At 73.0% G+C, this 13,907-nt stretch carries 9 protein-coding genes; 4 read left to right on the forward strand and 5 right to left on the reverse strand.

Annotation, left to right across the window (positions count from 1 at the left end; all coding sequences use genetic code 11):
• Positions 1-36: 36 nt before the first annotated feature.
• The 3 genes from FFS25_RS09985 to FFS25_RS09995 all read left to right on the forward strand — a co-directional run bounded on the left by FFS25_RS09985 (position 37) and on the right by FFS25_RS09995 (position 5,640).
• Positions 37-1,890 (forward strand): alpha/beta hydrolase family protein, encoded by a 1,854-nt coding sequence (locus FFS25_RS09985; protein ID WP_137802800.1) that lies wholly within the window; start codon positions 37-39, stop codon positions 1,888-1,890.
• On the forward strand, positions 1,887-3,827 hold the full coding sequence (locus FFS25_RS09990; RefSeq protein ID WP_137802801.1) for an alpha/beta hydrolase family protein: 1,941 nt from the start codon (positions 1,887-1,889) through the stop codon (positions 3,825-3,827). The genes FFS25_RS09985 and FFS25_RS09990 overlap by 4 nt, the downstream gene beginning before the upstream one ends.
• Before the next feature lie 109 nt (positions 3,828-3,936).
• On the forward strand, positions 3,937-5,640 hold the full coding sequence (locus tag FFS25_RS09995) for a lipopolysaccharide biosynthesis protein (protein ID WP_137802802.1): 1,704 nt from the start codon (positions 3,937-3,939) through the stop codon (positions 5,638-5,640).
• Here the strand turns inward: FFS25_RS09995 and FFS25_RS10000 are convergent.
• From FFS25_RS10000 to FFS25_RS10015, 4 genes are all read right to left on the reverse strand, one after another.
• Complete coding sequence (locus FFS25_RS10000) at positions 5,613-6,695, reverse strand: glycosyltransferase (protein WP_137802803.1); 1,083 nt, start codon at positions 6,693-6,695, stop codon at positions 5,613-5,615. The genes FFS25_RS09995 and FFS25_RS10000 overlap by 28 nt on opposite strands.
• A 93-nt stretch (positions 6,696-6,788) precedes the next feature.
• Positions 6,789-8,252 carry a hypothetical protein gene (locus tag FFS25_RS10005; protein WP_137802804.1) on the reverse strand — a complete coding sequence of 488 codons (1,464 nt, stop codon included), beginning with the start codon at positions 8,250-8,252 and terminating at the stop codon, positions 6,789-6,791.
• Between the two features lie 63 nt (positions 8,253-8,315).
• Complete coding sequence (locus tag FFS25_RS10010; RefSeq protein WP_006214217.1) at positions 8,316-9,518, reverse strand: glycosyltransferase; 1,203 nt, start codon at positions 9,516-9,518, stop codon at positions 8,316-8,318.
• On the reverse strand, positions 9,515-10,117 hold the full coding sequence (locus FFS25_RS10015) for a YveK family protein (protein WP_171004166.1): 603 nt from the start codon (positions 10,115-10,117) through the stop codon (positions 9,515-9,517). Before FFS25_RS10015 ends, FFS25_RS10010 begins: the two co-directional genes overlap by 4 nt.
• A 499-nt stretch (positions 10,118-10,616) precedes the next feature.
• Here FFS25_RS10015 and FFS25_RS10020 point away from each other — a divergent pair, with 499 nt between their 5' ends.
• Positions 10,617-11,663, forward strand: a complete 1,047-nt coding sequence (locus FFS25_RS10020; protein ID WP_137802806.1) for a glycosyltransferase family 2 protein — start codon at positions 10,617-10,619, stop codon at positions 11,661-11,663.
• Positions 11,664-11,721: 58 nt separating this feature from the next.
• Here FFS25_RS10020 and FFS25_RS10025 read toward each other — a convergent pair whose 3' ends face one another.
• Positions 11,722-13,797: a WecB/TagA/CpsF family glycosyltransferase gene (locus FFS25_RS10025; protein ID WP_137802807.1), complete on the reverse strand. Its 2,076-nt coding sequence runs from the start codon at positions 13,795-13,797 to the stop codon at positions 11,722-11,724.
• Positions 13,798-13,907: the final 110 nt, after the last annotated feature.

The raw sequence follows: 13,907 nt of genomic DNA on the forward strand, positions 1-13,907 counted from the left end.
CCGTGGCCGGGCCCGGTCGAATCGTTTGGGGGAGAGATGCTCGAAGGACAGCCCACATGGGCGGGAACCGGCCGAGAGGCCGTGCTGGCGTGGATCCACGCGCCCGAGGACGGGACGAGCCGCGGCATCGTGGTGCTCGGCCAGCCTGTCGGACGCGAGCAGGTGCTGTCCCTGCTGGCGGTACGGCGGCTGGCCGTGCTGTTGGCGCGGCGCGGCTACACGGCCGTCCGCTTCTTCTGGCGCGGCACCTCGGATTCGCAGCCGCTCTACGGGGACCCCGATCTCGTCGGACGCTGGCAGGACGACGTCCGCACCGTGATCTCCCACGTCCGCGAGTCCCGCGGCCTGCCGCAGGTCCCGGTGCACGCGATCGGCTACCGGATCGGGGCGGCACTGCTGGCCAGCATGTCCGGGGAGCTCGGCACCGTGGTGGCCTGGGAGCCCGTGGGCGGCAGCGCCTTCGTGCGGCAGTGGACCCGCATGCGCGCGGCGCTGGCCTCCTCCACGCCGCAGCGCGACGGCGAGGCTGATCTTCTGAGCCTGACCCTGACCCGTGCCCAGGCCGAGAGCCTCAGCGGGCTGCCCGCCCCGAGCCCCGAGAACGCAGCGATCGTGAAGGAGAAGGACCGCCGACGGGCGAAGGCCATGTACGCCGTCGAGCCGTTCGACACCCATCTGCACGACGACGTCCTCGACCTGGTCATGGATGCCCTGCCGGAGCACCAGCCCGTCCAGGGCGGGCTCGTCTCGGCCCCGGTGCGCGAGATCAGCTGGGACGACGAGCACGGCGTCCGACTCCACGAGCGCCTGGTCGATGTCGGCCCTGAGCCGCGGGTGGGCATCGTGACCTGGGCCGAGGGCTCCCTGCAGTCCCGGGACGAGGCCGCAGGCGAGGACCCGAGGGCCGATGCGCTGTGCTGGCGGGGGCCGGGCCTGATCGTCTCCGGGGGAGGCCCGGACGGACGAGCAGGCGGCGGGGAGTGGCCCTATGCCGCCCGCGAGCTGGCTGCCGGCGGCTTCGTGGTGCTGCGCTGCGACCGTCCGACCGTGGCGGACTCCACTCCGGTGGATGAGCTGCAGGCCAGCAACTCCTACACGCTGCGCTCGGCGGTGGGGCTGCAGGACATGGTCCAGTGGCTTCGCGACCACGGCTGCGCTGAGGTCCACGCGGGGCTGCACTGCGCCTCGGCCTGGGCGGCCTGCCTGGGCGAGCTGCACGGCCGTCCCGTGCTCTCCGACTCGACCACGCTGATCGGGCATGCCGAGTGGAAGATGGACCTCTCCTGGTGGGAGGGCCTGCGCCTGGTCTACGACGCCGACCTCCCCGCGGTGGAGCGCGCGAAGGCCCGCAGCGCCTACCTGGGCATCGCCGACGACTCCGCGCTGCCCGACGTCGCCGACACGGCGGCCGGCGACGTCCCGTCGGAGGGGCCGGCCGATGGCGCAGCGGCGAAGGCCTCCCCGGTCTCGGCACTGGTCAGGATCGCGGCTCGACGCCTGCGCGAGCGAGACCTCCGGGGGCTGAAGTCCGAGATCCGTCCGGAGATCGTGCGATGGATGCGGTGGGAGATGCCCTACCCGCTGTGGCTGCGCCTGAACCGCTCCCGCCGCGTGATCGGCCCGGAGTCCGTGCTGGAGCCCATGGCGGCCCGTCAGCCAGTGCACGTCGTCAACGGCCGTGACGACATCGAGCGCTGGGAGCAGACCCGCGCCGACCGCGCGGTGCGCGAGCTCGCCCAGCGCGGGCTGCCCCTCAGTGAGCGGCGTCTGGAGCACATGGACCACTCGCTGCTCACCAGCGAGTCCCATCGGCTGCTGGTCGCCTCCCTTCGCAGCGCCCTTCCGGCGCCGGATGCCGGAGCACCCGCGGGAGGGGCGCGGGTCTCGTGAGCCCGGCGCAGGGATCTGCCAGGCCGGACAGCCCGGCCGGTGCCGAGCGCCGTGGTGCGAGCACGAGGATCGAGCAGACGTGGATCCCCGTCGGCGACGACCGGATGGTGCACGGCGAGGAGGCGCGAGGCCGCGTGGTGGAGGCTCCGGCGGCGGCGGGCGTCCTGGAGAGCCCCGTGAACGGCAGGGCGCGCGCGGCCGTGCTGGTCGTGGGACCGCTGGGACGCGAGCGCGTCGTGTCCACGGCCGCGATCGCCGTGCTGAGCCGGGAGCTGGCGGGAGAGGGCTGCCTGGTGCTGCGGCTGGGCCTGCGCGGCTCGGGCGACTCCCACGACCTGCCCGGAGACGACGTCCGCTCGGCCTGGCGCGCTGATGTGCGCGCATCCGTGAACGAGCTGCGGCGGCGGGCGCCGGGGCTTGCCGTGCACGCCGTGGGCCTGCGCCTGGGGGCGGCCGTGCTGCTGGACGCCTGCACTGCGGCTGACGAGCCGGCACAAGAGGGCGCCGCAGCCGGTGACGGCCCCGACGCCCGGCCGCTTCCGGAGCTGGAGCGAGTCGTGCTGTGGGAGCCGCAGGGCGGTCGGGCGCAGCTGCGTCGCGACCAGGCTCTGCGTCGGGTCAGCGTGCCCAGGCCGACGGCGGACGAGGGCGCCGAGGTGAGCGGAATGCTGTGGAGCCGCGAGCAGGCCGAGTGCCTGCGGACCCTGCCTGACCCTCGGCGCGGCCCGCTGCCCTCGGATCGGTGGAGCATCCGCGAGGAGGAGGATCGGGAGGCCGCCGAGATGCTGTGGGGCGTGGGCTCGGAGTTCGCGCGAGTCCCGCGGACGGCCGTCCACGAGATCGTCGAGCTCCTGACGGCTGCGGATCCGCTGGAGCCTCCGCTGAGCACTGAGGCGCAGCGGGCCGTGGACATGGAGCCCAGGGCGAGCGCCGCGCTGACAGTGCCGGACTCGTCCGGAGCGTCGCAACGGGTGATCGAGACCTTCGTGCGCGTGGCCGACGGCCGACCGGCAGTGCTCAGCGCTGCGGAGGATCGGCCGACGGGAGGCGGGCGGCGCCGTCAGCCCGAGACGGCCGTGCAGCTGATCGCGGCGGCCTCCGAGCCCTCGGACGGCCCCACGGGCCTGTGGACCAGTGCGGCGCGGGACCTGGCGGGAGAGGGCATGACCGTGCTGCGGGCCGAGCGCCCGGGCTGCGGGATCCTCTCCGACGCGAGCCTGGACACCATCCCCTCGCCCTATGACCCTGCGACGCTGCGCGCCGTCGGATCGGATGCCGCCTGGCTGACGCGGCGCACGGGCCTGCCCGTGACGGCGGTCGGGCTGTGCGTCGGCTCCTGGCTGGCGCTGCGCAGCGCGAAGCGGACCGTGACGCGGCGGGTGATCGCGGTCAACAACGTGGCCTGGCGACCCGGGACCGGCTACTACGACCTGCTCTACGCCGAGCGGGACACCTGGGAGAACGCCCCGCGCGGCTTCACGGAGTCCCTCGCACGGGAGGCAGGGGGAGCGCAGCAGCGGCCGACGTGGTCCGCGGGCGTGCGCGACGTGCTGCGTCGTCGGCTGCGCGGACTGCGCGGCGCCGTCGAGACGCACGCCCCCGCCCCGGCCCGGCACCTGCTGGCCCTGCTCGGGATCAGCGACGCGGTCTCGAGCATGCTCGTCCTGCCCGGTGGAGCGCGTGAGATCGATCTCATCCTGGGCGCCGAGGACCTGGCCGAGTTCCGCGAGGCCCGCGGCGACTGGGGCGTGCGCATCGCGCGACGGCTCGGACGCACTGTTCGGGTGCACGATGTCCCCCCACTGGACCACGCCCTGCTTGCAGCGTCCGGGCGGGCGGAGGTGCGTACGATGCTCCGGGACATGCTCGTATCGGACGGCCGCGATGGGGATCGCGCCGCGCCGACGGCATCGGGGGATGCCGAGACCACGTCCTGACCACGTGCGATCTCCGCCGTGGCGCAGCAGCTGCACGTCGCGCAGGGGTCCCTTCTCCCCTCGCTCATGAGGACCTCGAGGTCCGCACCCGTCCAGGAGGACCGTCCGCATGGCCAAGCACCGCCTCGAAGGCCCCGCCTCCGGGCCCCTGCGCCGTCATCGGCGCCGGGAGCGCACCGCGTCCGCGCCGCTGCCCGCCGAGACGGCCGCGGACGAGGTCCGCGGAGGCCAGGAGCCCGAGGCCGACACCTCGGCCGACACAGGATCGGAGCGTCTCGGGCAGAACATCCTGTGGAACTACCTCTCCGGCTTCACCTCGATCTTCGGGCTGCTGCTGCTCTACCCGCTGGCCGTGTCCATCGTCGGTGCGCCGTCCTACGGCCTGTGGGTCCTGGCGATCGGCGCGATCCAGATGCTGACCATGACCGACTTCGGGCTGGGCTCCGGGATCGTGCGCACCCTGACCGGGATCGCCGAGGGCCCGGGCGCCTCGTACGAGCGACGGCGCTTCGTGACGGCGGCGATCCTGGTCTTCGTGCTGCTCGGCGCGGGGCTGACCATCGTGTACCTGCTGGCCTTCCCGCTGTACCTGGCAGCCGTCGATGTCCCGGACCAGGACCAGCACGCGGTGATGCCCATGACCGTGCTGGCCGGCTGCACGCTGTTCGTCTCCATGGTCGGCCGCGGCCTGAACTCGGTGCTGTGGGGCCTCAACCGCCCGGACATCGAGCGCAAGGCCGCCGTCGTGTCGATCATCCTGCGGGCCCTGGGCTACGGGGCCGTCCTGCTCACGGGCAGCGGGCTGATCGGGATCGTGATGGTCGAGTGCTTCTCGCTCATGCTGCCGCCCTTCGTGTGCCTGTGGGCGGTGTGGCGGCGCTTCCGGGCTCCGGTGCTCGATCGTCGCCTGTGGGTCGATCACGGGGCCCCGCTGCTGCGGCTGTCCTCCGTCATGTCCATCGGCTCGCTGGCCCTGCTGGGCGTCTACCAGCTGCCGCTGTTCCTGGTCGGGCCGACTCTGGGCCTGGCGGCGGCCACGGCGTTCGGCGCCCTCATGCGCGTCTACCAGAGCTGCCGCCTGATCGTCAGCTGGATCACGATGCCCTACGGCTATCCGCTGCGCGTGGCCGAGGGGGAGCAGGCCTCGCGCGTGCTCAAGAGCTGCCAGACGCTCACCCTGGGCATCGGCATGCTCATGGGTGCGGCGCTGCTGAGCATCCCCACGGAGCTGATGACGGCGTGGATGGGCGAGGACTTCGCCTTCGCCGCCATGGGCCTGGCCACGCTGACGATTGGCCTGATCGCCGAGGCGATCAACCAGCCGGCGAGCATGGTGATGACCCTTCGCGGCTCGGCGCTTCGGGCCTCGCTGATCAACCTGGCGATCCTGGTGCTGACGCTGCCCGCCGTGTGGCTGGCGACCAGCACCGGGGACATCGAGTGGGTCATCCTCGGCACCGTGGCCCCGTCGCTGCTGCTCAGCGCGGCGCAGGTGATGGGCGCGAACCGGGACCTGCCCTACCGGATCCAGGGCCAGGACCTCAAGCGCTGGGCCGTCATGCTCGCGGGAGCGCTCGCCTACGTCGCGTTCGCCGTGCTGGTCGCGCGGCTGCTGCCGAGCTGGCCCACGATCCTCGTGGTCGGGGCCGGTCTGGCGCTGATGGCCGTGCGCATGATGCGCACCGTGCGCGCCGACGGGCAGATCGTGGCCGAGGCCGCCGAGCAGGCGGCCCGGGACGAGGATCCGTCCCGGGCCGAGGGCGCCTCACTCGATGAGGGCTCGGATCAGGCGACCCCGATCAGATCTCGGTAGATGCTCCGGTAGCGGGCGACGGTGCGCTCGATCCCGAAGCGCTCGCCGCACAGCTGCCACGCCTCGCGGCGCAGCTGCTCGCGCTGCTGCGGGGAGCGCTCGAGCAGCCACAGGAGGCGCTCGGCCAGCGCGCGGGGATCGCGCGGCGGGCAGAGCAGGTGCTCGTCGACGGCCAGCAGCCCGGCATCGCCGGCGTCCGTGGTCACGACCGGAAGCCCCTCGCTCAGCGCTTCGATCCCCGCCATCGGCAGGGCCTCGGTCGAGCTCGAGAAGACCAGGGCGTCGGCCGCCCGCAGCTCGGAGCGCACGTCCGAGATCGTGCCGCACAGCTCGACGCTGCCTTCCAGCCCGAGCTCCCGGCGCCAGGAGGTGAGCTCGTCGTTGTCCTCGTCCACCCCGTTGCCGGCGCAGCGCAGCGTGGCGCCGGGGAGCCTCTCGTGGACCATCGCCATGGCCTCGAGCAGGGTGCGATGGTCCTTCGCCGGGGCGAAGCGCCCCAGATGCAGCAGCCGCTGGCCCCCGGGATCGGGGGAGGGGGCGGGCGCCGTCGCGGTCCCGTTGACGATCACCGGCATCTTCTCGGCCGGGAACGTGTAGCCGAACTCGGTGGCGACCCTGCGCGCCGACGGCGCGCAGGCCACGACCGCATCCATGCGGAAGGACGTCTTGGCGGCGGCCTGCCACGCGAAGCGGGCGACGGCGGAGGACGACCCGTCCTGGCTCGAATGCTGCGTGGACACGCGCGGGCGGCCGTGCGGGGTCAGCGCGCTGAGCAGGTCGGACTGCTGCAGGTGCGAGTGCACCACGTCGATCTCCAGCCTGCGGACCATGCGCAGCAGATGCGCTGCGGCCCGCGCCGGGACGAGGTCCTTCCGGGACATGCCCACGTGCTCGACCGAGCTGGCCGCCTCCTCCAGCCGGTCGCTGAGCCCGCCGCGGCCGAGCAGCACCAGGATGTGCGCCTCGTCGCTCGGGTCCCGGTGGCGTGCCAGAGCCTCGACGAGGGTCTGGGCGCCGCCGGTCTCGGCGTCGTTGATGACATGCAGAATGCGCATTCTCGTCCTGTCCTCGTGAGGTGAAGGGATGATGCCGGGGCGGAGGTGCAGCAGGCCGAGCGGCCCCCGCAGCCGACTCAGCGGGTCAGAGGGTCAGCGGTCCCACGGAGCGGCACCGGCGCCGTCGTCGCTGCGCGCAGCGGCAGCGCTCGAGCCGCCGCCGCGGGGATGCGCCGCGACGGCACCGGCCGGTGCGTCGAGCAGGTCCTGACGACGATCGAAGTCGTCCTCGATCTCGGCCGTGGAGCGGATGCGGCGTCCGTCCGGGACGGGCTCCTCCGGCCAGCGCCGGGTCAGCTCGAGGCCCAGGGCCGCGCCCGCCCCTCCCCACAGCCAGAAGGCGTTGTCGTAGCTGATGGTGGCCCCGGCGACCACGACCCACGTGAGGACGTGCAGCACGCCGATCAGCGGCGGCACGCGCCCGCCGGAGCGCAGGATGAGCAGGCCCATGCAGGCCACCGTGAGCCCGCCGACCAGCATCCCGTTCTCGGCGATGATGCGACCGAGCACGGAGTACACGTCCGGGATCGGGTTGTAGTGCTGGAAGGTCTCCAGGGGCATGCGCCCGGAGACGAACTCCTGGTTCACATTTCCGCGGCCCAGTCCGCCCCAGAAGGCGATCGGGTCCTCCATCAGCCGCTTCACCACGGCCTGCACCGAGCTGCCTCGGTCCGCCCAGGACCAGTTGAAGCTCTCGGAGCGCTCCTGGAGCACGCTGGAGGCCACCACGGCGGCGCCGAGCGCGGCGGCCGGGACGCCCAGCAGGAACAGCCAGGCCTGGCGGATGGCCACCGGCAGGATGATGGCCATGGCCACGGCCGCCACGACGACGACCGCCGAGCCGGAGCCGGAGATGGCCGCCGCCCACACGGCCAGTCCGACCGCGGACCACTCGAGCCAGGACGGGGTCATCCCGTAGTGGCGCAGCAGCACGATGAGCACCATGGCCATCAGCGTCACGGACCCGACCATGAACGACGTCTCCGGGAAGAACCCGAAGGGGCGCCTGACGTACAGCAGGAAGGTGTCGGCGAAGTCCGACATGTTGGCGTAGCCCGGCAGGGTGTAGAGCCACATGAAGGGGATGGTGTCGAGCCGGTCGATGAACACGAGCTTCTGCACCACGGCGTAGCCGGCGGAGCCGATCAGGGTCCAGGACAGCCAGGCGATCGCACGGCGGCGCAGGAAGAGGACGGCGGCCGCGGCTCCCGGAAGGGCCAGGGTCGCAGCGACCCACGTGATGGTGGGGATCAGCTGCAGCGGATCCGAGGTGAGGAACAGGCGGATGAAGGCCGAGAAGAACGGCACCGCCGCCAGCACCACGGCGATCGCGAACAGCGGCAGGTAGCGGATGGCGCGCAGCACCAGGATGCCCGCGAGCACCGATGACACGGGGATGTTCGTGTCGCCGCCCACCGCGAACCCCGCGTACGGGAAGGCCGAGAGCACGATGAGCAACCCGGACAGGGCACGGTCCAGGCGCGTCCCGGTCTCGGGGAGACGGCCATTGGGCAGGGCGGTGTGCCGAGCCGGGCGCAGCGTGCTGATCTCCGTCATGCTGCCTGCTCCTTCCTGGTCCTGGGGATGCTCATGCGAGGACCCCGATCGGATGCGTCCTGCTCAGCCGCGGGGGACTGCCCCGAGCACGGCCTCGACCGTGGGCTCCCAGTCCGCGCGGGACGAGGGGTCGGCACCGGTGCGCGGCCCGGCGGCGACGGCGTCGTCGAAGCCCTGCCGCAGCGCTGCGGCGAACGCATCGCGGTCGTGGATGTCCGCGAAGCGGGCGGGGGCGTGCGCGCCGTTCTGCTCGCGCAGCGAGGTGAGGTCGGAGGCCACGACGGGCAGTCCGGCCGCGATGGCCTTGGCGAGGATCCCGGACTGGGCGTCGAAGTGCGTGTAGGGCAGCACGACGACGGCCGCGCCCTCCAGCGCCCTCTGGAACTCGCCGCGCTCCAGGAAGCGGTCCTCGAGCCGGACGGTGCCCGCGCGCTCGGCGCGCTCACGCAGGGTCGCGGCGAGCTCGGGGCTCTCGGTGCGACCGGCCACGAGCAGCGGCACGCCCGCCTGCCCGGCGGCGTCGATCGCGAGCTCGACGCCCTTGTTGGCACGAAGCTCGCCCAGCACCAGCGCGTAGGGCTGCTCGGGCAGCTCGAGGCGGGCGGAGGCGGCAGGACCGTCGTCGTGCAGGGGCACGGGCACCGACTCGGCGGTGGCCGCCTCGTCGATCCGGGTGCTGGTGGGCAGGGGCACGGCGATGAGGTCGCCGCGGGTCTCGCCCAGGTTCTGCTGCGCGGTGCTGCGCTGGTCCCGGCCGTGCACGATCACGCGGTCGCAGCCTGTGGCCGCACCCAGCTCGAGGCGGCGCAGCAGCCGCAGGCGCAGCGAGGCGCCGGCGTCGTCGTGATGCGGGCGGACGTTGTGCAGGAACAGCACCGAGGTCTGGTCCCTGCCGGGGGTGAGCACGGACGGGAACGGGTACTTCGAGGAGTCCAGCGCCACGACCGCTCCGGGGCCGGCCTGTGCGGCCAGGCGGCGGATCTGCAGGTGCTCGCGCACCAGATCCAGGACCTGGATCCCGCGGCGCAGGATCCCTGAGCCGGTGCGCCGCGGGGGGATCGACTCCACGATCCGCAGCCCCTCGACCCGGGGCCGGCCCAGGTAGGCGTCGGCGCCCTTGCGGGAGAGCAGGACCACGCGCTGCGTGCGGGGATCCGCGGCCAGGGCCATGGCGGTGTCCGCGGCGTGCTCGATCTGCCCCCCGTACTCGGTGGGGCACACGACGAGCACGCGGGCGCCCCGGGAGGTGGTGGGGCGGCGGCTCACGGTGCGCGCCTGCCGGCCTGGGAGCCGGCGCGGGCCAGGACGATCAGCAGCCCGACCACCAGGCCGACCACGACGCCCACGAGGCTGTTCATCGACGGCGAGGGCGAGGCGGGGGCCCGCGGCACCTCCGCCTCGTCCATGATCGACAGCTGCACCGGGGACTCATCCGGGGCCGACGAGCCCTCGAGGTCCGCGGCCCGCTCGACGAGGCTCTCCGAGACGCCCTGGGCGATCTCGGCCGCGCGCTGCGGGTCCGGGTCCTCGGCGGTGACGCTGAGCGTGGCCGTGTTCGGCGCGTTGGTCACGGTCACGGCGTCCTCGACATCGTCGCCGACCTCGTCCGAGACCGGGCGGAGGACCTCGGAGGAGGTGCCGATCGCGGCGTAGGAGGCGGCGCGGGACTGGGCGAACTGCTCGCCCATCTGCAGGTCCTGGACCGTGGCGGACTCTGAGACGTTCACGAAGATCGTGGTCTGCGCCTCGTACGACTTGGGCATGAGCAGGGCCGAGCCGTAGCCCAGTCCGAGTCCCACGAGTGCGCACAGCACCACGATCGGCCACCAGCGCCGCAGCGCCTTCAGATAGCGTGCCAGGGTCACGACGGTTCTCCCCTCGAAGCTGCGCCGGGGTCCCCACCCCGGGCGATGCATGGATCCTGCGCCCCGCGACGGCCCCGCCGTCTGGCCGCCGCCAGCCGGATCCGAGACCACGGTCGGCTGCCAGGCGGAAGGGACCCCAGAAGCGTCCCCGGCGCATCGGGCTCAGACGATACCGCCTGGTCTGCAGGCCCGAGCCTCATCGGACGGGCTCGCAGCCTCGGGCCCGGCACAGTTGTGCGGACACATGGGGCGCCGACCTCGGCTCCGGCCACTCGTTCGCCCCGATGACGCCCCACGCATGTGGGGACATCGCTTCGGGAACTCATGAAGTGAAACATGCCGGAGTTCCGATTCCGGGCCGGCGGTGCCAGGCTCGTGGCGGGTCGCGCGAGCGCCGTGGGGAAGGCGCCGCGACCCGAGCGCGGCCATGGGCGGCCGCAGGCGCTGCCGCACGATCCGGCAGGCGGCGCCCGAGCAGCATCGATGACGGGAGACCCCTGTGACCACGAACGACCACCGAGGCAGACACCTCGCCGCCGTGCCCGAAGAGGGCGGCGTCCCGCTCGTGACGGTGATCATGGGCGCCTACAACGCTCAGCGCTTCATCGGCGAGGCGCTGACCTCGCTGATGCGCCAGACCTGGCAGAACCTCGAGATCATCGTGATCGACGACGGCTCCCAGGACGCCACCGCCGAGCTCGCCCGGGTGTACGAGCGCATGGCGCTGCCCGGCCGGCGCGTCATCGTGCAGAGCCAGGAGAACACCGGCGTGGCCGGCGCCCGCAACCGCGCGCTGCGCATGGCCAGCGGCGAGTTCGTCACGTTCCTGGACGCCGACGACGCCTTCATGCCTGCGGCGATCTCCCGGATGGTGGCCGAGCGCGAGCGGCTGGGAGGCGGCCGGGTGCTGGTCTCGCTGCAGGGCGTCGAGATCACGCGCGGACCGCTCGACACGACGCGGCCCCTGCACCGGGAGCCCCTGCCCGAGCCCAAGCGCCAGCGCGAGGTGATGCTGCAGTACAACATCGGCAGCCTGGCCAGCCTGTTCCCACGGGAGTTCTTCGACGAGGTAGGGCTCTTCGACGAGACCCAGAGCTATGTCGAGGACTGGGAGCTGTGGCTGCGGGCAGTCTTCTCCGGCTGGCGGTTCCACCGCCTCGAGGAGGTCCTGCTGCTGCTGTGGTGGTCGCCGGGATCCATGAGCTCCGACGTCGAGGACATGGGCCGCGGGGAGGACCGGGCCCTGCAGCTGCTGCTCGAGGGGTTCCGGGAGGAGATGACGCCGGGGGAGATCGCGTTCGTGGAGCACCGACTGTCCGTCGGGTCCCCGCAGCGGATCATCCGGCAGTCCAATGAGGCCCTGCGTGCCGGACGGATCGAGGAGGCCAAGCAGAAGCTGCTGCTGGCCGCCGAGCTGATGCCGGCGCAGAAGCGGGTGGGGGTCAAGGCGCGCATCGCGAGGGTGCCCGGCGGCATGCGACTGCTCAAGCGGCGCCAGGAGACCACGGACGAGATGGTCGACTACGACCCGGCGATGGGGCGCTGAGCCTCCCCGCGAGCCGCGGCGCCTCCCGTCCTGTCGGGAGGCGCCGGGCACGGTCGCTTCAGCGGCCCACGCGCAGCCGGTCCCTGAGCACGGAGCGGGCGATGACGCCCAGGAAGCGCGGACCGCGCCCCAGGTAGCGCCCGGCCATGCGCCGCGGCTCCTGCACCAGTCGCCAGGTCCACTCGCCGCCGATCATCTGCAGCGCGCGCGGGGCGCGCCTGCGCGCTCCGGCCGCGAAGTCCACGGCCGCCCCGGCGCCCACGTAGACGGCCGCGGGCAGCTCTCGGCGCCAGTGCTCGAACCACGCCTCCTGCTTGGGCGAGCCCAGGCAGAGGTAGACCAGCGACGGATCCAGCCTCTTCAGCCGGTCGATGACCTCCTGGGAGAGGGGGTCATCGACCCTTGGCATGTATGGGAACGGGACGTGGTGCAGGTCGGCCCCCGGATGCGCCGACTTCAGCCGGGCCACGGCCTCGGCCGCGACGTCGTCGGCGCCCCCGGTGACCACGATGCGCCAGCCGCGCTCGGCGGCCACGGCGGCGGTGTGCGGCAGCAGGTCCGCTCCGGTGTGGCGCTCGGCCTGCGCCAGGCCCAGCACCCGCGCCAGGCCCACGAGGGGCATGCCGTCGACCAGGCGCAGCGAGGCCCCGCGATAGGCGGCCAGCAGCGCCGAGGATGTGCGCAGCGACAGGACGTGATCGACGTTGGCCGTCACCACCAGCTCGGGGCGGCCTGTGTGCGCCAGGCGGTCCAGCTCGTCGTCGACCTGGGCGTCCGAGCCGATCATGAACTCCATGCCATCCAGCAGGAGGCGGCCGTCCAGCGCCTCGAAGCGAGGCGAGAAGGCCCTGTCCCGGGCCTCCGCTGCCTGCATGAGCCGCCCGACGGCGGCCGGAGCCGACAGATGCGCGACCGCGCTGCGCAGCTCGTCGCGGTCCAGTCCGACGCTGCGTCGGATCCGCTCGGCGAACTCGCGCGGATCGCGCGGGGAGGTGAACCCGGTGCGCCCGTCCTGCACCAGCCCGGCGGGATCTGCTCCCTCGGTGGACACGACCGGCATGCCTGCGGCCAGCGATTCGACGATCACCGTGGGGAAGCCCTCGTACCCGGTGAAGGTGGTCATCAGGAAGACCCCCGAGGAGGCCTGGACGCGGGCGATCTCCTGCGGAGCAACGGGTCCGTGGATCGTGATCCGCTGCCCGATCTCCCGGGGCAGCGCCTCGATCTGCCGGGTGAGGGCATCGAGCTCGGTGCCCGGCCCGTAGAAGTGGAGGGACCACGGGGTCCCGGGATCCTCGCGCAGCAGCTCGACGAAGGCCTCGACGGCGAAGTCCGGGGACTTGAGCTTCTCGACGCGTCCGATCCACACGATCCGGTGCGAATCGCGGACGGGGGCTTCCGCGGCGGCGCGCTCGAGCAGCTCGGGCTCCCACCACGTGGTAGCGGCACGGGCGATCGGATTGACCCGCTGGACCGCCTCCAGGCGGGCGGGGCTGAAGACGCGGACGTCGGCGGCGCGGCGGATCACGGCGTTCTCCAGCCGCGGGTGGATCTGTCCGGCGAAGCGCCAGAAGGAGTCGGAGGACCTGCCGGTCGATCCGGCCACCTGGGTGTGGATCACATAGGCCAGTGGGACCCGAAGCAGCGCGGAGAGGGTCAGAGCCGTGTCCATGCGGTGGCACTGCAGGCGGCGAGCCGGGGGCAGCGAGCCCCGATGCCGCACCACGCCTGCCACGAGCCTGGCCGTGTGGGGGATGCGCCGCGACTGATCGGCCGGATCCAGGCTCACGACCGGCATGAAGCGGAAGGTGCGCCCCCCGTACGAATGCGTCTCCCACCGGCCGACGCGCTGCGGATCGCCGCCCGGAGTGGTGTCCACGCCCACGACCGCCACGGAGACGGAGGGATCGAGATGACGCAGGATCCCGCGGATCACGGTGTCGATGCCGCCGGGGGAGGCGCGCGCGGCGTCGAACTGGTGGATGATCAACCAGTCGACCGCGGACCCTCGCCTGCTGGGCGCCCTGGGCGCGAAGTCCTCCTCGGTCCTGGGGTCCCGGCCGTCCTGTGCGGCGGGTGCGTCCAGGACGAGTGCGGCGTCATTGCCGACGTCGTGGCCGTGTGCAGAGGTCATGTGCGCCTCGAGCCCTTCTGATGAGGGGCTGCGCCGAACCGCGGCCCGGATGCAGAGCGCATCCCGGCTGCGGACTCCGTCCCGCTGTCGGCATCCCCACGCCGGCAGCT

The organism is Kocuria sp. 2SI, assembly GCF_005502825.1.
In the GTDB taxonomy this organism is placed as follows: domain Bacteria; phylum Actinomycetota; class Actinomycetes; order Actinomycetales; family Micrococcaceae; genus Kocuria; species Kocuria palustris.